Genomic DNA, 26366 nt, shown 5'->3' with positions numbered 1-26366 from the left:
TACCGTTTATTTCAGAAATAAAGAAGGATTCCGCTGCTTCGTGTCGAAATAGAGTAATTGAAAGCGGTTCCAAAAAGTTCGAGAGTGAAAGGGGAATGTTGTAATGCAATTGAACAATTACATCGGAGGTTCATGGCAAGACGGTGGGGGAGCGAAATATACAGCGGTCACGAACCCGGCAACTGGAGAAGAACTTGCGCAAGTGCGCCTGTCCACAAAGGAAGATGTCGCTCTGGCTGTTCAGGCGGCGAAGGAGGCCCAGAAGAAATGGGCACTCGTGCCGGCACCGAAACGGGCGGATTACTTATATGCAATCGGCAATATCATGAAGGAAAAGAAGGAACATCTCTCAGAAGTACTGACTAAGGAAATGGGGAAAGTGATCGAGGAAGCACGCGGGGAAGTGCAGGAAGGCATCGACATGGCCTACTATATGGCGGGTGAAGGTCGCCGGCTGTTCGGTGAAACCGTGCCTTCCGAATTGATGGATAAATTTGCAATGAGCGTCCGGGCGCCAATCGGTGTTGTCGGGCTGATTACACCGTGGAATTTCCCGGTAGCCATCGCTACGTGGAAGTCGTTTCCTGCGATGGTCGCGGGGAATACATTCGTTTGGAAGCCTGCCACAGAGACGCCAATGATGGCCTATGAAATGGCTCTTATTTTCGAGGAAGTCGGCTTGCCAGCAGGCGTGGCCAATATCGTCTTCGGGTCCGGCTCGGAAGTTGGTACGGCAATGATTGAACACCCGGATGTCCGCGTCATCTCCTTTACCGGTTCGACAGAAACAGGCCGCCATGTTGCTGAAACGGGCGGGCGCCATCTGAAAAAAGTATCCCTTGAAATGGGCGGCAAAAATGCGGTCATCGTCATGGATGATGCCGATTTGGATCTGGCCGTGGAAGGGATCCTTTGGAGTGCATTTGGTACAGCGGGTCAGCGTTGTACGGCATGCAGCCGGGTCATCGTGCATAAAGATGTAAAGGAAGAGCTGGAGCAGAAGCTTCAAGAGGCGATGAAAACCTTATCCATCGGAAATGGTTTGGACGAGTCCGTCAAGGTGGGTCCTGTCATTAACGGAAAAGCGATCGAAAAGATTCAAAAGTACGTCGAAATCGGGAAAGAAGAAGGGGCCAAGCTTATCGCGGGCGGCAATGTGCTGAATGAAGGAGAAATGGCGAACGGCCATTACTTTGAACCGACATTGTTCACAGACGTCAAGTGGGACAGCCGCCTGGCACAGGAGGAAATCTTCGGGCCAGTTGTCTCCTTAATTGAAGTCGGCAGCCTGGATGAAGCGATTGAAGTGAACAACAGTGTCCTGTATGGCTTGTCGAGTTCTATCTTTTCCAAAGATGTGAATACGATCTTCAAAGCGCAGCGGGATCTGGATACTGGCATCGTGTACGTCAATGCCGGAACGACAGGCGCGGAAATCCATTTGCCGTTCGGGGGGACGAAGGGCACAGGAAACGGACATCGGGATTCGGGTGTCGCCGCACTGGATGTGTTCACAGAGTGGAAGAGCATTTACGTGGACTTCAGCGGCAAGCTGCAGCGCGCCCAAATTGATACGGAATAATGTTCCGTCCATCATCGAATTGAAAAGCATCTGAGGACACGGAAATCTTAAAGGGAAGTAGGGGTTGTATGATGAAAGTAGTAGTACTCGGAGCCGGATTAATGGGGAAAGAGGCAGTGCGTGATCTTGTGAAAAGTGATGATGTTCAAAAGGTGTACTTGGCGGACTTGAATGTGCAGCAGGCGGAAGAGTTTGCGGCGAAGCTTTCGTCCGATAAGTTGGATATTCTATCGCTCGATGCGACAAACGATGAGCAATTGAAGGAAGTGATGGGACTTGGGGATGTCGTCATCAATGCGTTATTCTATTCCTTCAATGAAAAAGTGGCCCGGACGGCTGTTGAAATCGGCGTCCATTCCATCGACCTCGGCGGTCATATCGGCGGGGCGACCGATGCCGTGCTGGGGCTCGCGAAAGAGGCCGAAGCCAAAGGGGTAACAATCATTCCGGATCTAGGGGTGGCTCCGGGAATGATCAACATCCTGAGCGGTTACGGGGCAAGCAAGCTCGATAAGGTCGAGAGTATTAAATTATATGTCGGAGGAATTCCGGTGAAGCCGGAGCCGCCGCTCAATTATAATATCGTCTTCTCGCTCGAAGGGGTATTCGATCATTATACCGATCCGTCTCATGTCATTCGTGACGGTCAATTGCTCGAAATTCCGTCCCTCTCCGAAGTGGAGTCCATCCATTTCAAGGATTATGGGGAGCTGGAAGCATTCCATACATCTGGTGGAACATCGACATTGACGAAGACGTTCTCGGATGTGCAGACGTTGGAATATAAGACAATCCGGTACAAAGGGCATGCGGAAAAATTCCAGCTGCTCGTCGATCTCGGCTTGCTGTCAAAGAACAGCGAAGTTGAGGTGGGCGGCTCGAAAGTGAAAGTGCGGGACGTCATGCGGGAACAGCTGTCACCGCAGCTTAAATTAGGCGACAAGGTGGATGCGGTCTTGCTGCGCGTCATTGTCAGCGGAGAGAAAAACGGTGAAACGGCAACGTATGAATACAATCTCGTTACAGAAAAAGATATGACGGTGAATGAAACAGCGATGGCCCGAGCGACTGCCAACACCATCTCGGTTGTTGCGCAGATGATCGGGAATGGAACGATCACCAAGCGCGGAGTCCATCCGCCGGAGAGCATCGTCCCAGGCGAACTATATATTGAAGAAATGAAAAAACGCGGTGTCGACATTGAAGAATCTGTAGGAAAAACAGAAGCACACGTGTAATTTTCAGGGGAGGTGGGAGCCTTCCCTTTCGAATGAAAGAAAGGGGATCGTGACATGAATTTCGAGTTTACTGAAGAACAAAAGATGTTGCGCAAAACAGCCCGTCAGTTTGTTGATGAGGAAATCATGCCGCATATCCAAAAATGGGATGCGGAAGGCGGCTTTGACCCTGCCATTTGGAAGAAACTCGCCGATCTAGGATTCATGGGCGTTTGCATACCGGAGAAATACGGCGGAAGCGGCATGGATTACAATTCGCTAGCCATCCTTTGCGAAGAATTGGAGCGGGGCGACACGGCATTCCGGACGGCTGTCTCTGTCCACATCGGACTCAATTCCATGACGTTGATGCAATGGGCGACAGAGGAACAGAAGCAGAAATATCTCGTACCGCAAGCCGAAGGTAAGAAAATCGGAGCGTTTGGCCTGACAGAACCGGGTGCGGGCTCTGACGTGGCGGCAATGTCGACAACTGCCGTCCGCGATGGCGATCATTATGTCATCAACGGGCAGAAGACGTGGATCTCCCTTTGCGACGTCGCAGACCATTTCCTCGTATTCGCTTATACGGATAAATCCCAGAAACATCACGGCATTAGTGCGTTCATCGTCGAGCGGACATTCCCTGGATTCTCTTCCAAAGCGATTAAAGGGAAATATGGGATCCGTGCAGGCAATACAGGTGAACTGTTCTTCGAGGATATGCGCGTGCCGGCAGAAAACCTTCTCGGCAAAGAAGGGGAAGGCTTCAAAATTGCCATGGCCGCATTAGATAACGGCCGATTCACCGTCGCGGCGGGTGCTGTCGGCCTAATCATGGCATGTCTCGAAGAAAGCGTGAAGTATTGCCACGAACGCGAAACGTTCGGAAAAGCGATTGGAAAACATCAGCTCGTTCAGCGGATGCTTGCCAATATGGAAGCGGGCTATCAAATGAGCCGTCTTCTTGTGTACCGTGCAGGCGAATTGAAAAACAAAGGCGTTCGCAATACGCGCGAAACGTCCTTAGCGAAGTGGCAAGCATGCGATTTTGCGAACAAAGCGGCAGATGATGCATTCCAAATCCATGGGGCTTACGGATATTCTGATGAATACCCAGTTGCACGCTTCTTGCGTAACTCGAAAGCGCCAGTCATCTACGAAGGCACTCGTGAAATCCATACGATCATGCAGGCGGAGTATGTATTAGGCTACCGTGAAGATAAGCGGCTCAGCCATATGCTGCCGGAATGGCCATTTGAATAAATAAGCTATGGTCTATTGCTTGTTTAGTTGATTAATGATAAAATATTTTTACTATTTATTGAACGGAGGTGAGGAATGATGTTGGACACTGTGAATGCGCGTGAAGTACTATTGGAATATTTAGCCACTTCATGTGCGATTACTCATGAAATTGCGCTCAACGGGATACGTATGCCCTTTTATAGACAATTTCAGTAATCACACAGCGGTTCGGCACATCATTCCTTACGAATTAGGAAAGATTGCATAAGGCATTAATAGATTGAGAACGATACGGTTCTTTGCTATTTGGATTCTCCTCTGTTTGCATGCGCAAGCCTTATTTGGCTGTGCCTGTAGCGTGGGGATGAAAGGATGGCGATCAAACCGGAGCACGAACGATGGAAGTGCTTGTCGACCAGTCTGCTACTGCCCGAACGCAGTCTTTTTTTGTGCGCTTTCTGCTGTGAAAACAGGATGAGAGGAAGCGAAAATTATGATTTGTACAATACAGAAGGTTAGCAAGATGTTAGGTGGGACCAACATTTTTGAAGATTTGTCTTTGGATATTAAAACAAGTGATCGGTTAGGAATAGTCGGTCGAAATGGAAGCGGCAAGACGACATTATTTAAATTAATTGCCGGAGTGGAAGCAGTCGATTCAGGGGCGATCCACTTTAAAAAAGGAACGAAAGTCGGCTATTTGTCTCAAATTCCTGTACTCGAAGAGCCGATGACTGGTTACGAAGTACTGAGGAGTGCATTCGGGGAACTGTTGGAAATAGAAGAAAGCTTGAAGGCTCTTGAGACGAAAATGTCATCCGAAGGCGCGGATTTGGAGCGGCTCCTCCAGCAATATGGCCAGCTGCAAGAAGAATTTCTGAGCCGGAATGGCTATGCGATGGAATCGGAAATCGAAAAGGTGATCAATGGCCTGCAGTTACGAAGTTTCATTCATCAGGATTTTGCGGTGATGAGCGGCGGGGAGCAGACGAAAATGATGTTAGGCAAGCTGTTGTTAAGCCAGCCGGATTTATTGCTGCTCGATGAACCAACGAATCATTTGGATTTATTCGCAGTGGAATGGCTGGAGGGGTACTTGACCGAATATGGCGGGACAGTTGTCATTGTGTCCCATGACCGTGCTTTCTTAGATGCAACAGTGAGCAAGATAGCCGATTTGGAAGACGGGGAGCTGCAACTTTACCATGGCAATTACAGTTCGTTCGTCCAGCAGAAGGAGGAGCTGCTGCTGCGCCAATTCCAAGAATACGAAGAGCAGCAAAAGAAAATCAGGAAAATGAAAGAAGCGATCAAGCGGTTGAAACAATGGGCAAACGAAGCGAACCCGCCGAATGCTGGATTGCACCGGCAAGCGAGAAATATGGAGCGGGCACTGGAACGAATGGCCAAAATCAAGAAGCCTTTGGTCGATCCGAAAAAGATGGCGTTGTCGTTTGAACCGACAGAGCGAAGCGGGAAAGAAGTCGTTGTCATGGAAGATGCTAGTAAATCATTTGGTCCGAAGCAGATCTTGTCCAAGGCGAATCTCCATATTTATTGGAAAGACCGGGCGGCAATCGTCGGGCAAAACGGCACTGGCAAATCAACAATTTTAAAGTTGCTAATTGGCCAGCTGGCGGTGGATGAAGGGATTTGTAAAGTTGGCAGCAACGTGAAAATAGGTTTCTTATCCCAACATGCCGAAGCGGCAAATCCGAAAGCGAGACTGATCGATGTTTTCAGGGAAGAGGTCAGTGTAGCGGAAGGGGAAGCCAGACATATCCTAGCGAAGTTTATGTTCTATGGACCGGACGTCTTTAAGCGTTTATCCGATTTGAGTGGCGGAGAGAGAATGAGGCTACGGCTGGCACAGCTCATGCATCAGGATATTAATCTTCTGTTGCTTGATGAACCGACCAATCATCTTGATATCGAATCCCGAGAAGTGTTGGAGGAAGCATTGGAAGAGTTTCCGGGCACCATTTTAGCAGTATCCCACGATCGCTATTTCCTAAATAAAATCTTCGACAGGACAGCCTGGCTAGAAGATGGAGAGTTGACAACGTTTGAAGGTCCGTTCGACTGGGCACGAAGAAAATGGGCGGAACTGTATGAAATGAATTCATAAGTAATGAAGGCCTTCCGAGTGGGAGGCCTTTTGTTGTGCATAAAAAAATCTCATGAAATACTTGAAATTCATTCTAAGAGGGCGTATGATAATGACTGGATGACTGGAATGGTATTTTAGTCAGTTGCAGGAGGTGAAGAAGTGGATCGAAGACAGGAAATTTTGGAGGCAGCTGCTAAATCGTTTTCCTTGTTCGGATACAAAGCTACGACAATGGATCAGGTCGCGAAGATCGCCAATGTCGGAAAAGGAACGATTTATACATTCTTTACGAATAAAGAAGAATTGTTCAATGCCATTGTACTAAAAATGATTGAGGAAATGCGAGCGGCATCGGATTCAGTTGCGGTAGAGGGAGGTTCATTTGAACAAAATGTTCATGCCCGTCTTATGCAATTACTTAAATTCCGAAAAACGCATCAGCTTTACGCCAAACTGATCGACGAGGAAAAAGAACTTCGAACGCCTGCTGTTACAGAAGTACTGGCTGGAATTGAAAGAGAAATTGTCTCTTATGTGAAGCTGAAAATTGAACGGGCTGTCAGCAGAGGTGAGTTGAAACCGTGTAACTCCGAATTGATTGCTTACCTTCTTTTCAAGTCGTACTTGGCTCTTATTGTGGACTGGGAGAAAACGCATGACACAGAATTGACGGAAGAACAAATTACCACGTTGCTGAGCGACACGATTTTCAAGAGTCTCCTGCGCTGAGACTTCTTTTTTGATTTAAAATGACCGAATGAGGTTTATGGTCAAATGGTTTTAAGGAGGAGATAGAATGAAAAAGACGATGACATTTGCGGAATGGAAACAAATCTTCCGCTCGAGGAAGCTGCTCGTCCCAATGCTGGCGATCCTCTTCATACCCGTACTGTATGCGGGCATGTTCTTATGGGCCTTCTGGGATCCATATGCCCAATTGAATTCATTGCCAGTCGCGGTTGTGAATATGGACGAAGGAGCCGAATTGGAAGGGGAGCAATTAGCTCTCGGTAATGAATTGGTCGACAAGTTAGTGGAAAACAAAGACTTTGATTTTCGAAAAGTAAGCAAAGAGCAGGCGGAAAAGGGACTGAAAAACCAAGATTATTATATTGCAATTGAAATACCGGAAAACTTCTCCGCTCATGCGACATCTTTGCTCGACGAAAATCCAGAGAAGTTAACAATCATATACAAACCGAACGAAGGGTATAACTTCCTGTCCGCTCAAATCGGGGAAACCGCGATGGAACGAATCCGGGCGGAAGTGAATAAAAATGTTACGGCTACTTACGCAGAGCAGCTTTTTGATTCGATCACCAAACTGGGCGACGGTTTCGGAAATGCTGCAGAAGGTGCTGGCAAATTGTATGATGGCACGAATGAATTAGCAAACGGAGCCGATGATCTGAAGGGCTACTTGGAAACATTGGCATCCAGCACGGTTACATTGAAAGAGGGCACGGACAGCCTCGCGAAGGGTGCCGATAAGGCTGCCAAAGGTGCGAATGATCTTAACAAAGGGATCGGAACACTGGCATCAGGCGCCGATGAACTCCATCAAGGAGCCCAAAAAGCGACGGCGGGTGCTGCAGATTTGCAAAAGGGCATCGCGAATTACACGGCTGCTGTCGATCAGTTGAAAAGCAGCTACGCTCAAATCGGCCAAAAAGAAGCTGAATTCGGAAGCGCAGTCAGCACGTTGAATGAAAAATCAGATGCCTTGCAAGGTGCGGCTTCCAAACTCGCAGACGGCGCGCAAAATGTCAATGCAGGCCTCTCCAATCTGTCGGACCAATTGGCACCAATTCTTGCCTCGCTTCCGGAAGATCAGCAATCCGGTTTAAAAGCAGCACTCAGCCAATTACAGCAGGGTAGTGCAGAAGTGGCAGGCGGAATGAAGGAATTGTCATCCGGCACTGCGGCGCTTCACGAAGGGACAACACAATTGAATGGCGCAGCCGGCCAATTACGTGACGGCCATGCGCAAGCGCTCGCCGGATTAAATAAATTGAGCGAATCCTCGCCTCAGCTGGCGGGAGGAGCGAATGCATTGGCTGAGGGAAATAGCGCCTTGTCAACAGGTCTTGCTCAGCTCTCACAAGGAGCAAACGCAGCAAAAGCTGGAGCAGGCAGTTTAGCTTCAGGCTTGAACGAACTTTCCACAGGTTCCGGCACTCTGAAGGAAGGAACTGGCACGCTGGCATCAAAATCAAAAGAGCTTGCCGATGGTTCTTCCAAATTGACGGACGGTGTGCATGAATTGAAAGACGGCACGCTTACGTTGAAAGACAAACTGGCCGAAGCAAACGAAACTGCAAGCGAAGTGCATGCAAATGATAAAACGTATGACATGGCAGCAGCACCGGTAGATGTCGATAAGGAAGGCATTAACCACGTACCGAACTATGGAACAGGATTTGCACCATACTTCCTATCACTCGGTCTGTTCGTCGGAGCGTTGCTCGTTTCCATCGTCTTCCCGCTAGTCGAACCGGCCATCCGTCCGACAGGCGCATTCAGATGGCTGACAAGTAAAGTATCTGTCTTGGCTGTGGTCGGCTTAGTGCAAGCCTTGGTTGCAGTAGCCGTTCTCAAATGGGGGCTCGGCTTGGAAACTGAAAACTTCGGATTGTTCGTTCTCACGTCAATCATTACGAGCTACACCTTCATCGCCATCGTCCAAATGCTCGTCTCCATTTTCAGTGACGCAGGACGATTCATTGCGATTCTCATCTTGATCTTGCAATTGACTACGAGCGCCGGAACATTCCCGTTGGAATTAATTCCAGAACCGCTCCAAGTGTTCAACACCCTATTGCCAATGACGTACTCCGTCCAGGCATTCAAAGCAGCCATCTCCACAGGAGACATCGCCCATCTATGGGCAAGTAACGGCATCTTGCTAGGCTTCATCGCCGCCTGTCTCCTTGTCACATTCGGCTACTTTGCACTCGTATTCAACAAACGGTATTCCAAAGAAGTCACAGCGGAAGCGTAATGAAAAACGATCCACGGACAGTAATTGTCCTGGATCGTTTTTTTATGTTGTAGCGGGAGATGCGGGGGAAGGGGAGTGGTGGTGGACTCGGTTGAACGCCGGATAAGAGGGAGGAGCGTAGTGCGAACGCCAATAAACTGATCTGAACGCCAATAACTCCGTTTGAACGCCAATAACCCGGGCTGAACGCCAATAACCCGGGCTGAACGCCAATAACCCGGGCTGAACGCCAATAACCCGGGCTGAACGCCAATAACCCGAGTTGAACGCCAATAACCCGAGTTGAACGCCAATAACCCGAGTTGAACGCCAATAACCCGAGTTGAACGCCAATAACCTGAGCTGAACGCCAATAACTCAGATTGAACGCCAATAACCCGAGCTGAACGCCAATAACTCAGAGTGAACGTCAATCAGACATAGCTAATGCCAAAAAAAGCTCAGCCGCACCAAATCCACCTGTCCTTGCGCCAAATCTGGTCCCATACGCGCCAAATCCACCAGTCCCCGCGCCAAATCCGGTCCCGTTCGCGCCAAATCCAACAGTCCCCGCGCCAAATCCGGTCCCATACGCGCCAAATCCACCCCCATACCCGCCAAAATCCACCCCCACCCCCATTAAAAAAACGACCGCTCACGGCGGTCGTTGCTCTTCACAAATTCACCTTAAGATCCAACATAATCTCCACCATCGACATGGATCGTCTGACCGGTCATGTAGCTGGAGTCGTTGGAAGCCAGGAATACATAGGCCGGCGCGTTTTCAGAAGGCTGGCCGCGTCGTTTTACTGGTGTATCGGCACCGTGCTGTTCCACTTTTTTTGCGTCGAATGTCGCCGGAATGAGCGGCGTCCAGATTGGACCTGGGGCAACGGCATTTACACGAATGCCTTTTTCTGCCAAGTTCAATGCGAGGGAGCGCGTAAAAGTTGTAATTGCCCCTTTGGTAGCGGAGTAATCCAGTAATCCAGGGGATCCATTGTATGCCGTTACGGAAGAAGTGTTGACGATGCAATCGCCTTCTTTCATGTGGGCTAACGCGGCTTTGGACATGAAAAAGAGGCCGAAGAAATTCGTCTCGAATGTTTCGCGCAATTGATCGCCGGAGATGCTGGCGATGTGATCTTGAGGGAATTGTTTGCCTGCGTTATTCACAAGGATATTCAGGCTGCCGAATTCTGAAATGACATCCTCGACAAGGCGTTCACAATTCTCCTCTTCACTAATATCGGTCCGGTATTTTTGCGCTTTGCCGCCATACTTCTCAATGAGTTCAATTGTTTTATTTGCATCCACGTCTTCTGCTTCGTCCAAGTAGGCGATGGCGACATTCGCCCCTTCCTTGGCAAATGCGACTGCAACAGCACGTCCGATTCCGCTGTCGCCTCCTGTGATCAGCGCATTTTTTCCTTTCAGCTTGCCGGAACCTTTGTAGTTCTCATCGTCATAAATCGGAGCGGGCTCCATCTCGGCCTCCACGCCCGGTTGTTGGCTCTGTGTTTGCGGAACGACTTGTTCATCAATTTTTTCATATTTGTCCATAAGGGCATTCTCTCCTTTGATACATATTTCTATATCAATGATTCCCTGTGTGGCGGCCATTAAACGTTCGAAAAGAAGTAGAGATGTAGAGGGTATGAACTCTAATGAAAACTTAGACTAAAAGAAAAAGTCCCTTTTGCGCTATAATAAAAGCTAAAAGGGGATGAGATGATGAAGACATTACTAGTGACTGGATTTGAACCATTTTTGAAATATCCAGTGAATCCGACGCAGAAGATTGCGGACGAGCTGGATGGCATGACGATCGGTGAGTATAAGATTCATAGTGAAATCTTGCCGGTCGATTTCAGCCAATCTGGGGACCTTATCGTAAAACATATTCAGGAAATCAAACCGGATGCCGTTCTCTCGCTGGGGCTATCCGGCGGACGTTATAAAATTACGCCGGAGCGTATCGCTATCAATGTCAGCGATGGTCCGAAAGATAATAGCGGTTATGCTCCAGTCGATGAACCTATCGTAGAAGACGGGGCAGATGGCTATTTTACGAACATGCCGATCCGCAAGATGGTCAATGCTTTGAAGGAAGCAGGTCTTCCAGCAGAGATCTCCAATACGGCGGGCGCCTATTTATGCAACAACGTCATGTATCGGGCGCTCCATTTAGCAAATACCGAACTGCCTGATATGCGCGCCGGTTTTATTCACATCCCGGCTTCTCATGAACTGGCTGTTGAGCATGGACGGGTGCCGAGCTGGTCGCACGAGGATTTAAAGCGTGCCATTCTCATTTGTATTGAAACAGTAAGTAAACCACATTGAAAACGCGCGAAAGAGGGCAGCTTCCTCTTCCGCGCATTTTTTTATTACAAGAGGCCGACCCATTTCCAATATGTCGCACTGAACAGCAAGATAAGCAAATAGCCGATGACGGTGAGCGGAATCCCGGATTTCAGAAAGTCGCCGACCGAGAACGCACCTGTTCCGTAAGCGAGCATGTTTTGCGGTGCGCTTACCGGCAACAGGAAACCGAAGCTGATGACGAACTGTTGAATGAGCACGAAGCCGATGTCGTTCGCATTGATTGCGATGGTAGAGGTCAATGCGATGAAAATCGGAATAAGCGCAGAGGACAAGCTCGTCGCACTCGCGAAACCGAGATGAATCAAAATGTTAAACAGCGACAGCAGTGCGATGGTGGCGAGCAGCGGCATTGTATCCAGTCCCATTGCGCCGAATACTTTATCCGAAAGCCATTGGGCCCCGTTCGTATCGAGCAGGATCGTCCCGAGTGCAATTCCGACCGCAAACACAATAATAGTGCCCCATGGAATGAGGCGTTCTACGGTCTTCCAATCAAACACTCCAATTTTAGGGGACAGCAACACGGCAATGGCAATGACAGTCACTGTCGTTGTATCAAGCGGGTGCAGCTTCTCTTCGGTCGCCCAAAGGAAAAGCAGGATGAGAGAAACGACAATGAGCCTAATCTCCGCAGGCTTCATCGGTCCCAGTTCCTTTAGCTGTCCTTGAATTAACTCTTTTCCGCCTTCTACGACTTTTGTTTCCGGTTTAATCAATTTGATCATGACGAAATAGAGGACGAACGACATGAGGATGGACCAGGGAGCTGCGTATAAAAACCACGTACTCCAGGCAATTGATTCGCCGAACTCCTTCTCAATAAAACCGAGTGCCACCATATTTTGAGCAGCAGCGGTTTTGATTCCGATATTCCATACTGAAACTGCCTGAACAGCGGTAATGACGAGCAATGCGGCAAGCCGGCTGTTTGTCGGCAGACCGAAAGCGGCTACCATTCCAAGCAGGATGGGAACGACTGCCCCGGCACGGGCGGTCGCACTTGGTACGAAGAAAGCAAGGATAATGGATACGAGAATTGCACCAAATACGATAGCGCCGGTCTTCACGCCGACTTTGGATAAGATGTACAAGGCGAGCCGTTTATGCAGATTAGTCGCCTGCATCGCAGAGGCGAGGAAGAGGGCGGCGGCAACGAGTGCGACAGCTGAATTCGAAAATCCACCAAGCGCCATCGTGAGTGCTTTCTTCGTTCCGATATTCACCTCTGGATTTGCCATATCCGGTGAAAAGCCGATCAACAAGGCGACGAGGCCGATAATCATAGCCGCGCTGACGGGGTATGTCACGGCTTCCGTCACCCACAGGATGACCGCGAACGCTAAGATGGCGAGTGCCCGCTGACCCATGACGGGCAGGTCTTCGGGAGTTGGCAAGAGAACAATAAGAATCATGACTGCAAAAGCGAGAGCAATCCAAAAGGGTTTTAGATTATGCTTCTGTTTTTCAGCCTTCATCTGCGCTTCCACCGAGTATCAATCCCTTCTAAATGCTTGTTATGTGAATAGATTACCCTGGAATGATATTTGCAAACGGTAAAGAGAGGGAGAGTTTTTACTTGCCAACTCGGTTGCAACTCTGTATGTTTAAATAGTAATGATTACTATTTAAGGGGCGAAAACATGCAACATCAAATTCCAGTTACCGTGTTAAGCGGCTATTTAGGAGCAGGAAAAACGACATTACTAAATCATTTATTAGCGAATCGGGAAGATAAGCGGATTGCGGTCATTGTGAACGATATGAGTGAAATTAACATTGATTCGACACTCATTCAGGACAGCGGTTTTTCACGCACAGAGGAGAAACTCGTGGAACTGACAAACGGATGCATTTGCTGCACACTTCGTGAAGATTTGATTATCGAAGTTGAGAAGTTGGCTGCGGCAGGAAATATTGATTACATCGTCATCGAATCGACTGGTATTTCTGAACCGATACCGGTCGCCCAAACGTTCACGTACATAGATGATGCAGTTGGAGTAGATTTATCTAAGGTGTGCCGATTGGATAGCATGGTTACAGTCGTCGATGCGTTTCGTTTTTGGAAAGACTACGAAAGCGGGGAGACGCTGCTGGAGCGTAAGGATACGGATGATCCTTATGATCAACGGGATGTCTCTGATTTACTGGTCGATCAATTGGAGTTCGCCAATATTCTGGTCGTCAATAAGTTGGATTTGGTTGAGGAAAGCTATCGAGAACCATTTACTGCGTTTTTACGGAAAATGAATCCGGATGCCGAAATCATTTTGACGGAGTTCGGAAAAGTGGAGCCGTCGCAGCTGCTGGACCGGAAGCTATTTGATTTCGAAAAATCCAGCCAAGGGGCCGGTTGGATCAAAGAGTTGAATGAAGAACATGTGCCAGAAACAGAGGAGTACGGCATCACTTCTTTTGTTTACCGAAGAAAACGCCCCTTCCACCCGGCAAGATGGCAGGAGTGGCTGTCTCATTTGCCGAGTGAAATCGTCCGGTCCAAAGGCTTTTTCTGGCTCGCCACGCGCCCGGATATGGCGGGGTTGTTGTCGCAAGCGGGCGCATCCATCACATTCCAAGGCGCAGGCCAATGGATCGCTGCCTTGCCGAAACGCCAGCAACAACAGATTCTCGATGAGGATCCCGAACTATTGCGCCGTTGGGATGACCAGCACGGCGACAGGCAGACGGAGCTCGTATTTATTGGACTGGACATGGAACGGGAAGAAATTGAAATGCAGTTAGACAAATGCCTGCTGACAGAGCAGGAGATGATGATGGACTGGTCGGCTTTTGAGGATGAACTTCCTAAATTTGTGTCGGCTGGTTGATGTTTGAGGTTCATAGCTCGATTACTGACTTGCGAATTCATGTTATTGGCGTTCAGCTTGTAATACTGGCGTTCGTTCCAGTTATCTGGCGTTCAACCGGATAATCTGGCGTTCGCTCGAGTTATCTGGCGTTCATTCTGATAACCTGGCGTTCGCTTCGGTTATCTGGCGTTCATTCCGGTAATCTGGCGTTCGACCGGATAATCTGGCGTTCGCTTCGGTTATCTGGCGTTCATTCCGATAATCTGGCGTTCGCTCGAGTTATCTGGCGTTCATTCCGATAATCTGGCGTTCGTTCCAGTTATCTGGCGTTCATTCTGATAATCTGGCGTTCGCTCCAGTTATCTGGCGTTCATTCCGATAATCTGGCGTTCGCCCGAGTTATCTGGCGTTCATTCCGATAATCTGGCGTTCGCTCCGGTTATCTGGCGTTCATTCCGATAATCTGGTGTTCACTCAGTTACTAACGTCCACCCGTCTTCAACACAATAAAAAAGCCGGAGAAGTCGCGCAGACTCTCCGGCTCTCTATCAATTAAAAGAAATATAATCCGATGCTGATTACAATGCCGCTTAACACTAAGACGAACACACAATATCCCATGATATCTTTGGCGCGGAGGCCTGCGATTGCGAGTGCTGGCAAGGCCCAGAATGGCTGGATCATGTTGGTCCAGGCGTCGCCCCACGCGATGGCCATGGCAGTCTTCGAATAGCTGACGCCGAGAGTTTGGGCAGCTTCTAACATGATCGGCGCCTGTACGGCCCATTGTCCGCCGCCGGATGGGACGAAGAAGTTGACGAGACCGGCTGCGTAGAATGAGAAGAGCGGGAATGTCGTTTCCGTTGAGATGTTGACGAACCATTCCGACATGACGCCTGCAAGGCCTGAGGCGACCATCATGCCCATGATTCCGGCGTAAAAAGGAAATTGGATGATGATGCCGCCCGCTGTTTTCACCGCATTGGCGACAGCGGCCAGGAAACGTTTCGGCGTGCCGTGGAACAGTATGCCGAGCATGAAGAAAATCAGATTGACAATATTGAGATTCAAATCAAACCCTTTGCCGATGAAGTGCTGAATCAGATAAATTACACCGAGCGCGCCGATGAGCATCGATAGGATATAGCTGTTTTCCATTCGGCTTGCGGGTGTCGGCTTCTCTTCTTCTTCCACAATGATTTCCTCATTCAGCAATTCAGGATCGACGGTCACCGTGTCTTCCCGTTTCGGCATCATGAAACGATTCAACAGCGGGACTGTAACGAACAGAAGACCGACGATTACGAGATTATACGTTGAAAAAATAGTCTCAGAGGTCGACACAACACCCATCATATTCTCAAATGGATGGCCTTCCGTCGCGATGGAAAGCGGAATGGAGCCTCCAAGCCCGCCATGCCAAACGATAAATCCGGAGTAAGCGCTTGCAATCAATAGGCGATAATCAACAGTTGTCACTTTCCGTGCGATTTCTTTTGCGAATAAAGCCCCGATAACCAATCCAAATCCCCAGTTGATCCAGCAGGCGATCAATGAAACGACTGTCACAAGCAAGATGGCGGAGCCAGGCGACTTAGCTAGTCCTGCCAGCGTGCTCAGCAGTTTCTTAAATACGGGACTGCTTGCCAGTACGTGACCAGCCACAAGCACAATGACCATTTGCATCGTGAACTCTAGCAGTTTCCAAAAGCCATTCCCCCAATGGTTGACCATGTCGAGCGGGCCGGAGTCGGTCAAACCGAGTCCGAGCAGAAACACGACGATCGTCAGGATGGCGACAAATATGTACGGGTCCGGCAAATAGCGATCCATGATCGCGTTGGACCAACGCGTTAACACTTTCAAAATCATTCCCCCTTTTTTATCCCTCGAAGTAAGACTATCATATTCTTTCAAACGAAATATAATGTTTGATTCAGAAAAGTGAAACGTAACTGAAGGAAAGGAGTCTAATGGTATAAGAAAAGTTGGAAAGGGTTGGATGGCATGAGGAAACCGTTCAGATGGTTAAGCGTAGCGTGTGTGGTGGCGATCGGTGTGATGATTTTCGCCTTCATGATTGAAAAAGTGGGGATGGCTGCATCGGGAGGTGCGTTCGTCGAGCATGGGTGGAATGTGCAATTTACGGCTCCGCTGAGCAAGCAGGCAATTGAGAAAGAGGTTGTATATGTAACGGACCAGCAAGGGAAGAAAGTCAAGGCGAAACTGGTCTTGAGCAAGGATGGCAAGGAGTTGCAAGTGAAGGGGCTGGAGCCGGGCGAATACGCCTTGAATATCGATGATCAGGCGCTCACGAGAACATTTTTGAAATCTTTCAAGCAAAATAAAATCAAATTCACTATGTACGAATCAATCGAAACTGTAAAATCCGCAGCTGATTTAAAAGCGTATTTTGATATGGCGAAAAATCTACAAGGTAGAAATCAAAGCGAAGAGGTTACTTATGAAAGTGCTGAAGTTGCATCTGATAGTAGTAGCGACAAAGCTTCAAGCGGCAGTTCAGGACACTCGGAAACAAATGTTCAAGTGCAAGGGATTGATGAGCCGGACATCGTAAAGACGGACGGGGATTATGTCTATACCATTGCGGAAGGAACTGTGCGCATTACGGATATCCGGAATGGCCAAATGAAGAAAGCTGCCTCCATAAAAATGGAAGAGGATTTCTATCCATCGCAGCTGTTCATCCAAGAGGATACGCTAATTGTTCTTGGAGAAAAGATGATTCGTTATGATAAGAAATTGGCGGCACAGGATCAGATCATGCCAATGAATGGGATGACGACGATCAGTTTGTACGATATGAAGAAGCGGACAGCGCCTAAATTGCTGAGGGAAGTTTCAGCGGAAGGCTATCTCAGCAATGCCCGCATGACGGATGACACGTTATACATCGTGACCAACTTGTATCCGATGCTTTGGGCGTTGGAGGAAATCGATGGGGCGACTGTGCGTCCGCGGATTACGGATACAGCGGATAAAGATCTCGGCTATATGGCATACGAGGATATTGCCATTCTGCCGGGTGCGACGGAAGCTTCTTATACGGTTGTCACAGCCATTGATCTGCATTCCCCGGAGAAGAGCGAGCTATCAACGAAGGGGTACCTCGGCAGTAGCAATCAGTTGTATATGTCAAAGGACCATCTCTATTTGACGGCGACTAAATACCACTTTGAACAGAATAATTCCAAGGCGATGATTTGGAATCCCGGAACTGCCAATACGCAATTTTTCAAGTTCACGCTGGATGGGGTGAAGGTCGAATTTACAGGGTCTGCTGAGCTGAAAGGGACAGTACTGAATCAGTTTTCAATGGACGAGGATAAAGGCTACTTCCGTGTCGTCATGACGGAAGGGAATATGTGGGATGAAAAAAATCCATCCAAAAACCATCTGTTTGTTTTAGATAAAGGGATGAAGCAGGTTGGTTCGGTGGAGAATCTGGCAAAAGGAGAACGCATCTACTCAGCCCGTTTCATGGGGGATAAAGCTTATATGGTGACGTTCCGCGAAACGGATCCGTTATTCGTCATCGATGTGGCGGACCCGGCAAAGCCGAAAGTACTGGGAGAATTGAAAATCCCTGGCTTCTCCAACTACTTGCATCCACTAGATGAAAATCATCTTATCGGATTTGGTTATGAGACTGTTTCAGAGAAAAATCCATCAGGCGGCGAGCCGTTCATTCGCACGAAAGGGATGAAAGTATCCCTCTTTGATGTCACCGATTTTGCCAACCCGAAAGAGAAAGATATGGTGGTAATCGGAGGGGAAGGCACCTATTCGCCGGTGCAATACGATCATAAGGCGCTGTTCCAGCATGCGGGCCGCAATCTATACGGCTTCCCGGTCAGCGTGTATGGAGAGAACGGCAAGCAGCATCAACTCGATTTCAAAGGGGCAGGCGCCCTCATTTATGAAATAACGCCGGAACGGGGCATCGTCTTAAAGGGTGACCTTGTCCGCAAACCGGATAAGGGCCAGCAATACGAGGAGTGGGAAACGCAAGTGCAGCGCCTTCTCTATAGCAAAGACCGGCTCTTTACGGTATCATACAACGATTTGAACAGCTATGATTTCAATACGTTTAAAAAGCTGGAGCAATTGAAGTGGGACGACAAGAAGTAAGCAATGTTCGGCCAGGAGCGTACATCCATGCTTCTGGCTTTTTAATTTCGTTTCACGAACTCAAATTGTATTTTCGTTTCTTCTTCGATAAGATGGATAGTACAACGTAACAGGGAGTGAGAGAGATGAGCGATAAGGAAATGGCGATTGACTGCTGTTTGCTGGCCGGCCGGCTCATGATGGAAGCGGGGGCGGAGACGTACCGGGTGGAAGATACGATGGACCGCATGGCGAAGACGCAGGACCTTGCCGCCATCCATAGCTTTGTCACTCCGACGGGCATAATTCTGTCTCCGGGAAGTCCTCATCATACGAAGCTGATAAGAATTACGAACCGCTCGACTGACTTGGAAAAAATCGCACTGGTCAACGCGGTATCCCGCAAGTTATCCACTGGGGAATACTCACTGGAGCAGGCCTACGAGCGGTTGAAAGAAATCGAGAAGGCGAATGTCATGTTTCCGCTCTGGCTCCAAATTGCTGCGGCCGCAGTTGCGAGTGGTTCCTTCCTCATGTTATTCAACGGATTGTGGCAAGATGTTGCGGCAGCTATAGTGGCTGGAGGCATCGGTTTTATCGTCGTGACATTCTTTCAGGAATTGACGAACGTCAAGTTCTTTGCGGAATTTGTGGCCGCACTAGCCGTCGCATTAGTCGCCTTTTTTGCAATAAAAACGGGAATTGGCATTGAACTTGATAAAATTATCATCGGGGGCGTCATGCCTCTCGTGCCGGGATTGCTTATCACTAACGCGGTGCGCGATCTGATGGCGGGCCATTTTATGTCGGGCTTGTCCAAAGGAGCGGAAGCTTTTCTGACCGCGTTTGCCATCGGCGCTGGCGTCGCACTTGTTTTATCTTTCTAATGAAGAGGTGTATTGAATGACGTGGATCATACAAGCAGCGCTCAGTTTTCTTGCCGCCATCGGGTTTGGGATCATATTCAATGCGCCGCGGAAAATGTTATTTTATTGCGGAGTCGTCGGGATGGCCGGCTGGCTCATATACAGTGTCAGTGAAACGTTTTCGGAAGATGCGGTCAAGGCGTCGTTTCTTGGAGCATTCGCTGTAGCTCTCGTCGCCCACATTTTCGCTAAACGGTTTAGAACGCCGATGATCGTATTCAGTGTAGCGGGCATCATTCCGCTTGTTCCGGGAGGTATGGCATACAATGCGATGCGCCATATCGTCGAAAATGATTACATCACAGCGATTTCATTCGCGTCTAAGGCTTTTATGGTTTCCGGAGCCATCGCGATGGGGCTCGTATTCGCAGAAGTGAGCATCCAGCTTTTATATCGAGGCCGCTCAAAACGACGGAGAGCGACTTGATAGGGGCCAGGAGGCTCTTTTTTTATTTCAGATAATCCCATCATAAGCCTTTTTCTCAATTAAAAAACGGAGTGCCCGGCAGGCACTCCGCTCTATCATTCAAATGTAATTTGATCTTGTGTTACTGGTTGGCCGATGTAATAGCCTTGGATGGAATCGACGCCCATTTCAATAAGCATATCGAATTGTTCCTGCGTTTCTACACCTTCAGCTGAGACGGTAAGTCCCATTGATTTGCATAGCAGGATCATGCCTTCCACAAGCTGCTTTGTCTTCGGATGAGTCGTCAACGCCTGAATGAAGACTTGATCAATTTTTACACGCGAGATCGGCAGGTTCTGCATATATCTGAAAGAAGCATAGCCTGTCCCGAAATCGTCTAGAACAAATTGTACGCCGGAGTCTTGAAGCGTTTGCATTTGCCGGATAATCGACTTCTCGACTTCTGCCTGAAATGCAAATTTCTCTGTAATTTCCAAGTGGATCCGGTTCGCCGGACAATTCGTGTCCCGCAGGATATCCAAGATCGTATTTTTCATATCCGGCTTACTGAATTCCCGGACGGAAGAGTTGATGGAAACACAAATATTGCGCTTATCCTTGTCCCACTCGGCGGCCAGTTTGGCGGCCTCTTCGATCACGTAGGCACCGATGGCATGAATTTGCCCGTTCTCTTCCGCAATTGGAATCAACTCATCCGGCATGACGTATCCGAGTTCCTCGTCTTCCCAGCGGACAAGCGCTTCATAGAGATTGATTCTTCCAGAGGCGACATCGTACTGCGGCTGATAGACGACTTGCAAATTGCGCCGGTCTAAAGCGGTCAACAGTTTGCGGTCGATCAAGGCTCGCCGGTTCAGCCCCTTATGAGATTCTGCAGACAAAGAGGCGATACGTCCGCCGCCGCTGTCCGTCATTTCCTTCGTAGCGGCTAGTGCTGCGGTGATCAGCTGCGTATAAGTTTGCTGATCCTCAGGGTAGCGTACAATTCCCCCGCTGATGGAGAGCGGCAATGCCGTATGTTCAATGTAGATCGGCTGCTCTTTCAAAAATGCAAGGAATCCTTGTATGTACCAATCCCCATAAGGAGTGAGCAGAGCAAATTGGCCTACACCGACCCGCGCAATCGGACTGTCTTGGAAATAGCGCTTGAGCCGATTCGTAAATTCTTTCATTAAAATCCGTTCAGAGTCGTACGTCTTATGATCTTTCAGTGTATAATAGTGATCGATCGTTATGTAAACAAATGAAAAATGTCGTTTGCTTTCGATATATTCATTAACGAGTGTTTCCAGCCGATGACGGCTCATGAGACCAGTTTCAAAGTCGATGAACGCGATTTCTTGCAGTTTTTCACGAAGCTCGACGTCATCTGTCACGTCTAACTCGAGAAATGTGGCGGAGCAAAGTGTATCGGAATTATCCATGAACGGAACTGCGACCATCTTAACGAAATAAGGATCTCCGTGGCGCGTTGTTTTCTTCGTCGTGCCAAACCAGGATCTTCCGCTAGAGAGACGGCTCCATATTTCATGGGATTGTTCTTGGCCTTCTTCGTCATTCGAAAACATTTGCCAAAACGATTTTCCTAATATCCGTTTAGGTGTCCAATTGCTTGTTTCTAAGAAGTTCCGGTTTGCATATGTAATCAAGCCCTCGCCATCCGTACGGGTTACCATATAATACTTCTCGAGACTATCCATGATATCCGGCAATTCGAGTCTTTTGTCATTCTCGGATTTCAACATTCTGTCCCCTTTCGGATGTGTTATGTAACAAATTATTCATTTGATGATAGTATACATCATAGTTTCGGTGAATAACTAGTCTATCTGTCTGTTTGTAAATAATTAGTCAAAATGGTGGTAGTGCAAAATGAATAGATTAAAAGGAATTCTGATGATCATTTCCGGCGCCATGATGTGGGGCGCGACCGGTCCGATGATGGAATGGATGCTGTCAACTAGCGACATGTCCATCTCTTTTATGCTGACAATTCGCTTGTTGATTGCGGGTTTTTTTATTTTGGCCTTTTTGAAGGTGAAAGGACAAGATATCTTTCGCCCAATGAGGTATAAAGTCTGGCTGCGACAAATGATCATTTTTGGGGTTTTTGGCATGCTTGGCGTTCAATTTACATTTGTCGGGTCTATCAATTCGAGCAATGCAATCATTGCGACGCTATTTCAATTTTTAGCCCCGATTTATATCATACTCTTCGTTTCCCTCCGGCAGAAAGCACTGCCGCCGATTGCGCAAGTGATTGGCATGATTGTGACGATGGTAGGACTGTTTTTTTTACTTACGAATGGCACGTTGTCCGGGTTTGCGCTTAGCGCCACTGCAGTTGCCTGGGGACTGGCTGTCGGTTTCACGTTCGCTTTTTACACACTATACCCTGCGCGGCTGATGAGTGAATGGGGTGTCCTCCTGGTGGTTGGATGGGGGATGCTGATTGGCGGGGCAGTGTTGTTGGCAGCTAATATAACGAAGCTGGGTGATGACTTTGTCTATTTAAGCGATTGGCGCATTGTCACCGTGTTGTCGCTCGTTATTGTAGTCGGGACGGTTGCGTTCCTTTTATTCCTCGGCAGTATGAAATATATCTCGCCTGTCGAGACAAGCATCCTATCAAGCTTTGAACCACTGACTGCCATGATCATCTCCGTTATCTGGTTTGGAAGTGTGCTCGGCAAGTGGCAGCTGGCTGGAGCATTGATCATGCTGATCGGAGTAACCGGGCTGTCGGTTGCGGGAAGCAAGGCGAAGGAAGAAGAATAAAAGTGCTAAAGAGAAATTGTCGATAAACGAGTGGTTGCCGCTCCGTTATCGGCAATTTTTTTAGTATGGCGAAATTGATTTTAAGAAATGTCAAATCATTCAAACTCCATCCTATACATGAAGAGACGCATATGGCATAATAGGTAACAGTCGAAAAATAATTCGTAAAACGAAAGAGTTCTTGGGGGTTCGAAGAATGAAGACAGTTTTTTCTTATGCGAAGCCGTATAAATGGCCAATTCTCATCGCCCTTGTCCTCATGCTCATGGAACTGGCAGTAGAGCTGATCCAGCCATTGCTCATCGCGAAAATTATTGATGATGGAATTTTGGCATCCAATACAACAGTGATTTGGACATGGGGAAGCGCCATGATGGGACTTGCTTTTGTTGCGTTCTTCGCAGGGGCCGTCAATTCGTTTTTTGCGGCCCACGCTTCGCAAAGCTTTGCGTTTGATCTTCGCCAGGCTTTGTTCAGGCAAGTGCAGGCGTTTTCTATGGCAACGTTTCTGCGGTTTCCGACAGCGGGTCTTATCACCCGTTTGACCAGTGATGTGACCATGGTGCAAAACACCTTATTCATGAGTCTCCGAATCATGCTTCGGGCACCGCTTCTCGTAATCGGGAGCTTGGTCATGGCATTTCTCGTTAATGTTAAATTGGCCCTGTATCTCGTCATCGGGGCACCAATTTTGCTAATATTCCTCTTCATTATGGCACGGAGAGGCGTAAAGCTATTTGCGAAAGTGCAACGCCGTTTGGATCGTGTGAACCGGGTCATCCAGGAAAATCTTCAGGCGGTCCGGCTGATCAAAGCGTATTTGCGCGGTATGTATGAGGCGAGCCGTTTTTCGAAAGTGGCGGGATCGCTTCGAACCGATACGGTCACGGCCATGCGGAATATGGAACTGATTTTGCCGGTTCTCATGTTCATTATGAATGTCAGCCTTCTTGCTGTTCTCTGGTTCGGCGCGGCTGAAATTAGAAACAGCGGGGCGCAAGTAGGGGAGCTTGTAGCTATCGTCAACTATGCCATGCGGATGACGGGTGCATTCTCCATGTTCGCTTTTATCATCGTGGCATTCTCGCGTGCGAAAGCATCATCCGAACGGATGGAAGAAGTGCTGCTTGCCGATGAGGATTTAGAGATGCAAGGCGCCGAAAGCTCGAGCCTGCGGAAGTTGGAAGGCGATCTTCGGTTCGAGGATGTGTCCTTTTATTATCCCGGAAAACCGGAGCCGATCTTAGATCACGTTACATTCCATGTGTCGCCTGGAGAGAAGCTGGCGATCATGGGGGCGACTGGATCAGGGAAATCCACACTATTAAACCTTATACCTCGAATTTTCGAATCTACCGAGGGCAGCATCTATGTCAGCGGAGTGGAAGTGAAAGAGTGGCCGCTGAAGGAATTACGGGATGCAATCGGACTGGTTCCGCAGCAGTCGATTTTATTTACAGGATCCATTTTGGATAATCTTTCGTGGGGAGATGCGGAAGCGGCGCCAGATGAGCTGGAAGAAGCGGCCCGGAAAGCGCAAATCCATGAATCAATCGATCTCTTTCCGAAGAAATACGAAACGCGTGTCGGACAGAAGGGTGTCAATCTGTCTGGCGGGCAAAAGCAGCGGTTATCCATCGCCCGGGCGCTTGTCAGAAAACCATCTATTCTTATTCTGGATGACAGTACGAGTGCGCTGGACGTCAAGACCGAGATGGCTCTTTGGGAAGCGCTGGAAAGTGAAGATGCGACCATGCTTGTCGTAACGCAAAAAATCCAGACGGCAAAAGGGGCGGACCGAATCCTCTTGCTCGATGAAGGAAAAGTCGCTGGCTATGGAACGCACGCCGATCTAATGAAGCAGTCTGCTTTATACCGGAAAATAGCGGAGTCGCAATCGGAAGAGGAGGTGATCATCGATGCTGCGAGCAATTCGTAAGCCGTTCGGGTATGAGCCGATCCTGAAGAAAGAGGATATTAAAGGGCCTGGCAGGAAGAAAGTCGAGCGGGCGAGTGACTGGAAATCGGTTTTGCTCCGGATCTGGAAGTTAGTCGATGAACAGCGCGGCTTGTTGATCACCGTGCTTGCCCTCGTCTTTGTCAGTTCGGTACTTGCCTTGCTGGGTCCGCTCCTGATTGGGAAAATAATTGATCTTTACATCATTCCGAAGGACTTCGATGGTCTGGGAGTCGTCATCGGCTGGCTGATTGTGATTTACGCGGGCCAGTCACTGGCTCTTTATTTGCAAAGCTTTTGGATGGTCGGCATTGCGCAGCAAACGGTCTATCGCCTGCGGACGAACTTATTCGAACATCTGCAAAAGCTGCCTGTCACGTTTTTCGATAAACGGCAGCATGGGGAATTGATGAGCCGGGTGACGAATGATATTGAAAACGTCAGCCAGACATTGAATTCATCGTTTATACAGGTCTTTTCCAGTATATTGACGCTCGTCGGCACACTGGCCGTCATGCTCTATCTTAGCCCGATTTTGACGTTATTGACGATGGTCATCGTCCCGGTCATGTTCACGGCGATCCGGTGGATAACAAGAAGGACGGGGCTGCTCTACAAAGAACAGCAGCAGGCGGTCGGTTCACTGAACGGGATGATTGAGGAGACGATTTCCGGACAACGGATCGTTAAGGCGTTTTCACAGGAAGAACGCGTTATGGAGGAGTTCGCGGATAAAAGCGGGAGGCTTCGCCGCACCGGCTTTTGGGCGTTGACTTACTCCGGTTTCATTCCAAAGGTAATGAACATGCTGAACAATGCCAGCTTCGCGATCGTGGCAGGTGTTGGCGGATTGCTCGCGCTGAAAGGCGATGGCCTAGTGACGATCGGAACCATCGTTATTTTCTCCGAATTCGCCCGCCAGTTTACGCGTCCGTTGAATGATCTTGCAAACCAGTTCAACACCGTCCTTTCTGCGATAGCAGGGGCGGAGCGTGTGTTCAAGATTATGGATGAACCGATTGAAAAGGATGAGGCGATAGATCATCAGGACACGGTATTGAAAGGCGATGTCGAATTCCGGGATGTATCGTTTGGCTATGCTGTCGAGACGGATGGTTATACGATCCAAGACGTCTCTTTCCATGTAAAGCCAGGAGAAACTGCCGCATTTGTCGGAGCGACAGGAGCAGGAAAAACAACGATTATGCAATTGCTGGCCCGTTTCTATGAAACCGATGCAGGCCAAATTTTAATTGACGGTATCCCAATTAATGAACTGCCGCGTAAAACGCTGCGCAATCAAATGGCATTCGTGCTGCAGGATCCATTCTTATTTGAAGCGTCGGTTATGGAGAATATCCGATATGGGCGTCTGGATGCGACAGATGAAGAAGTGATTGCGGCGGCGAAAAAGGCGAATGCGCATACATTCATTTCCCGACTGGAAAACGGTTATGAGACCGTGTTGACAGCGGACGGCGGTGAGATTTCGCAAGGGCAGAAGCAATTGCTTTCCATTGCGCGTGCACTCGTTGCCGATCCGGTCATCCTGCTGCTCGATGAGGCGACGAGCAGCATCGATACCGTGACGGAGCTAGAAATTCAAGAAGCACTGGAACGGCTCATGGAAGGGCGCACCAGTTTCGTCATTGCCCACCGTCTGAATACGGTGCGGAAAGCCGATACAGTGTATGTCATGGGGCAAGGTAAACTGATCGAATCAGGAAGCCAGGACGAGTTAATTGAGCGGCAAGGCGTTTATTACCAAATGCTAATGGAAGCAAAAGTATAAAAAATCCCGAAGATGCA

21 protein-coding genes are annotated in these 26366 nt (G+C 48.7%); 15 read left to right on the top strand and 6 right to left on the bottom strand.

The features are described from left to right. Nucleotides 1–103 precede the first annotated feature (103 nt). From L7D49_RS04205 to L7D49_RS04180, 7 genes are all read left to right on the top strand, one after another. Complete coding sequence (locus L7D49_RS04205; protein ID WP_238079566.1) at nt 104–1582, top strand: aldehyde dehydrogenase family protein; 1479 nt, start codon at nt 104–106, stop codon at nt 1580–1582. 71 nt (nt 1583–1653) lie between these two features. Beyond that, nucleotides 1654–2820, top strand: coding sequence for a saccharopine dehydrogenase family protein (locus tag L7D49_RS04200; RefSeq protein ID WP_238079565.1), 1167 nt, complete (start codon nt 1654–1656; stop codon nt 2818–2820). A gap of 54 nt (nt 2821–2874) precedes the next feature. Beyond that, nucleotides 2875–4065 carry an acyl-CoA dehydrogenase family protein gene (locus L7D49_RS04195; RefSeq protein WP_238079564.1) on the top strand — a complete coding sequence of 397 codons (1191 nt, stop codon included), beginning with the start codon at nt 2875–2877 and terminating at the stop codon, nt 4063–4065. A 75-nt stretch (nt 4066–4140) separates the two neighbouring features. Further along, nucleotides 4141–4263, top strand: a complete 123-nt coding sequence (locus L7D49_RS20305; protein ID WP_336246371.1) for an RAxF-45 family protein — start codon at nt 4141–4143, stop codon at nt 4261–4263. A gap of 274 nt (nt 4264–4537) precedes the next feature. Continuing rightward, nucleotides 4538–6175 (top strand): ribosomal protection-like ABC-F family protein, encoded by a 1638-nt coding sequence (gene abc-f / locus L7D49_RS04190; RefSeq protein WP_238079677.1) that lies wholly within the window; start codon nt 4538–4540, stop codon nt 6173–6175. 141 nt (nt 6176–6316) lie between these two features. Beyond that, nucleotides 6317–6886, top strand: coding sequence for a TetR/AcrR family transcriptional regulator (locus L7D49_RS04185; RefSeq protein ID WP_238079563.1), 570 nt, complete (start codon nt 6317–6319; stop codon nt 6884–6886). Nucleotides 6887–6953: 67 nt separating this feature from the next. Next, nucleotides 6954–9158, top strand: a complete 2205-nt coding sequence (locus L7D49_RS04180; protein ID WP_238079562.1) for a YhgE/Pip domain-containing protein — start codon at nt 6954–6956, stop codon at nt 9156–9158. Here L7D49_RS04180 and L7D49_RS04175 read toward each other — a convergent pair. The 3 genes from L7D49_RS04175 to L7D49_RS04165 all read right to left on the bottom strand — a co-directional run bounded on the left by L7D49_RS04175 (nt 9142) and on the right by L7D49_RS04165 (nt 10700). Further along, nucleotides 9142–9531: a hypothetical protein gene (locus tag L7D49_RS04175; protein ID WP_238079561.1), complete on the bottom strand. Its 390-nt coding sequence runs from the start codon at nt 9529–9531 to the stop codon at nt 9142–9144. The genes L7D49_RS04180 and L7D49_RS04175 overlap by 17 nt on opposite strands. Nucleotides 9532–9581: 50 nt before the next feature. Next, on the bottom strand, nt 9582–9758 hold the full coding sequence (locus tag L7D49_RS04170; RefSeq protein ID WP_238079560.1) for a hypothetical protein: 177 nt from the start codon (nt 9756–9758) through the stop codon (nt 9582–9584). Nucleotides 9759–9824: 66 nt separating this feature from the next. After that, the gene (locus L7D49_RS04165; RefSeq protein WP_238079559.1) at nt 9825–10700 is read right to left on the bottom strand and encodes an SDR family oxidoreductase; all 876 of its coding nucleotides are present in this window, start codon (nt 10698–10700) and stop codon (nt 9825–9827) included. Between the two features lie 171 nt (nt 10701–10871). Here L7D49_RS04165 and pcp point away from each other — a divergent pair, with 171 nt between their 5' ends. Continuing rightward, nucleotides 10872–11483 (top strand): pyroglutamyl-peptidase I, encoded by a 612-nt coding sequence (gene pcp / locus L7D49_RS04160; RefSeq protein WP_238079558.1) that lies wholly within the window; start codon nt 10872–10874, stop codon nt 11481–11483. A gap of 44 nt (nt 11484–11527) precedes the next feature. Here the strand turns inward: pcp and L7D49_RS04155 are convergent, their stop codons facing one another. After that, on the bottom strand, nt 11528–13000 hold the full coding sequence (locus L7D49_RS04155) for a DASS family sodium-coupled anion symporter (protein ID WP_238079557.1): 1473 nt from the start codon (nt 12998–13000) through the stop codon (nt 11528–11530). A gap of 165 nt (nt 13001–13165) precedes the next feature. Here L7D49_RS04155 and L7D49_RS04150 point away from each other — a divergent pair, with 165 nt between their 5' ends. Continuing rightward, nucleotides 13166–14353: a GTP-binding protein gene (locus L7D49_RS04150; RefSeq protein WP_238079556.1), complete on the top strand. Its 1188-nt coding sequence runs from the start codon at nt 13166–13168 to the stop codon at nt 14351–14353. Between the two features lie 534 nt (nt 14354–14887). On the opposite strand, the gene L7D49_RS04145 is transcribed toward L7D49_RS04150, so the two are convergent. Then, nucleotides 14888–16201 (bottom strand): short-chain fatty acid transporter, encoded by a 1314-nt coding sequence (locus L7D49_RS04145; protein ID WP_238079555.1) that lies wholly within the window; start codon nt 16199–16201, stop codon nt 14888–14890. 141 nt (nt 16202–16342) lie between these two features. Here L7D49_RS04145 and L7D49_RS04140 point away from each other — a divergent pair, with 141 nt between their 5' ends. The 3 genes from L7D49_RS04140 to L7D49_RS04130 all read left to right on the top strand — a co-directional run bounded on the left by L7D49_RS04140 (nt 16343) and on the right by L7D49_RS04130 (nt 19819). Continuing rightward, nucleotides 16343–18487, top strand: coding sequence for a beta-propeller domain-containing protein (locus L7D49_RS04140; protein WP_238079554.1), 2145 nt, complete (start codon nt 16343–16345; stop codon nt 18485–18487). A 125-nt stretch (nt 18488–18612) separates the two neighbouring features. Next, nucleotides 18613–19353, top strand: a complete 741-nt coding sequence (locus tag L7D49_RS04135) for a threonine/serine exporter family protein (RefSeq protein WP_238079553.1) — start codon at nt 18613–18615, stop codon at nt 19351–19353. A 16-nt stretch (nt 19354–19369) separates the two neighbouring features. After that, entirely contained in the window at nt 19370–19819 is a 450-nt protein-coding gene (locus tag L7D49_RS04130; RefSeq protein ID WP_238079552.1) for a threonine/serine exporter family protein, read from the top strand. Between the two features lie 95 nt (nt 19820–19914). Here the strand turns inward: L7D49_RS04130 and L7D49_RS04125 are convergent, their stop codons facing one another. Next, on the bottom strand, nt 19915–21567 hold the full coding sequence (locus tag L7D49_RS04125; RefSeq protein WP_238079551.1) for a sensor domain-containing protein: 1653 nt from the start codon (nt 21565–21567) through the stop codon (nt 19915–19917). 127 nt (nt 21568–21694) lie between these two features. On the opposite strand from L7D49_RS04125, the gene L7D49_RS04120 reads away from it, so the two are divergent. From L7D49_RS04120 to L7D49_RS04110, 3 genes are all read left to right on the top strand, one after another. Continuing rightward, on the top strand, nt 21695–22600 hold the full coding sequence (locus L7D49_RS04120; RefSeq protein ID WP_238079550.1) for a DMT family transporter: 906 nt from the start codon (nt 21695–21697) through the stop codon (nt 22598–22600). A 196-nt stretch (nt 22601–22796) separates the two neighbouring features. Further along, complete coding sequence (locus L7D49_RS04115) at nt 22797–24539, top strand: ABC transporter ATP-binding protein (RefSeq protein WP_238079549.1); 1743 nt, start codon at nt 22797–22799, stop codon at nt 24537–24539. Continuing rightward, entirely contained in the window at nt 24520–26349 is a 1830-nt protein-coding gene (locus L7D49_RS04110) for an ABC transporter ATP-binding protein (RefSeq protein ID WP_238079548.1), read from the top strand. Before L7D49_RS04115 ends, L7D49_RS04110 begins: the two co-directional genes overlap by 20 nt. Nucleotides 26350–26366: the final 17 nt, after the last annotated feature.

The sequence above is a fragment of the Sporosarcina cyprini genome (assembly GCF_022048975.1).
GTDB classification, from domain to species: Bacteria; Bacillota; Bacilli; order Bacillales_A; family Planococcaceae; genus Sporosarcina; species Sporosarcina cyprini.
Note: the sequence above shows the minus strand (reverse complement) of the source record. Positions and strands in the feature narration are given on the sequence as shown.

Bases quoted from the DNA above. Each gene is read 5' to 3' on its own strand.
- L7D49_RS04205 (WP_238079566.1), top strand. From the start codon at position 104: ATGCAATTGAACAATTACATCGGAGGTTCATGGCAAGACGGTGGGGGA.
- L7D49_RS04200 (WP_238079565.1), top strand. From the start codon at position 1,654: ATGAAAGTAGTAGTACTCGGAGCCGGATTAATGGGGAAAGAGGCAGTG.
- L7D49_RS04195 (WP_238079564.1), top strand. From the start codon at position 2,875: ATGAATTTCGAGTTTACTGAAGAACAAAAGATGTTGCGCAAAACAGCC.
- L7D49_RS20305 (WP_336246371.1), top strand. From the start codon at position 4,141: ATGATGTTGGACACTGTGAATGCGCGTGAAGTACTATTGGAATATTTA.
- L7D49_RS04180 (WP_238079562.1), top strand. From the start codon at position 6,954: ATGAAAAAGACGATGACATTTGCGGAATGGAAACAAATCTTCCGCTCG.
- L7D49_RS04165 (WP_238079559.1), bottom strand. From the start codon at position 10,700: ATGGACAAATATGAAAAAATTGATGAACAAGTCGTTCCGCAAACACAG.
- pcp (WP_238079558.1), top strand. From the start codon at position 10,872: ATGAAGACATTACTAGTGACTGGATTTGAACCATTTTTGAAATATCCA.
- L7D49_RS04155 (WP_238079557.1), bottom strand. From the start codon at position 13,000: ATGAAGGCTGAAAAACAGAAGCATAATCTAAAACCCTTTTGGATTGCT.
- L7D49_RS04150 (WP_238079556.1), top strand. From the start codon at position 13,166: ATGCAACATCAAATTCCAGTTACCGTGTTAAGCGGCTATTTAGGAGCA.
- L7D49_RS04140 (WP_238079554.1), top strand. From the start codon at position 16,343: ATGAGGAAACCGTTCAGATGGTTAAGCGTAGCGTGTGTGGTGGCGATC.
- L7D49_RS04135 (WP_238079553.1), top strand. From the start codon at position 18,613: ATGAGCGATAAGGAAATGGCGATTGACTGCTGTTTGCTGGCCGGCCGG.
- L7D49_RS04130 (WP_238079552.1), top strand. From the start codon at position 19,370: ATGACGTGGATCATACAAGCAGCGCTCAGTTTTCTTGCCGCCATCGGG.
- L7D49_RS04125 (WP_238079551.1), bottom strand. From the start codon at position 21,567: ATGTTGAAATCCGAGAATGACAAAAGACTCGAATTGCCGGATATCATG.
- L7D49_RS04120 (WP_238079550.1), top strand. From the start codon at position 21,695: ATGAATAGATTAAAAGGAATTCTGATGATCATTTCCGGCGCCATGATG.
- L7D49_RS04115 (WP_238079549.1), top strand. From the start codon at position 22,797: ATGAAGACAGTTTTTTCTTATGCGAAGCCGTATAAATGGCCAATTCTC.
- L7D49_RS04110 (WP_238079548.1), top strand. From the start codon at position 24,520: ATGCTGCGAGCAATTCGTAAGCCGTTCGGGTATGAGCCGATCCTGAAG.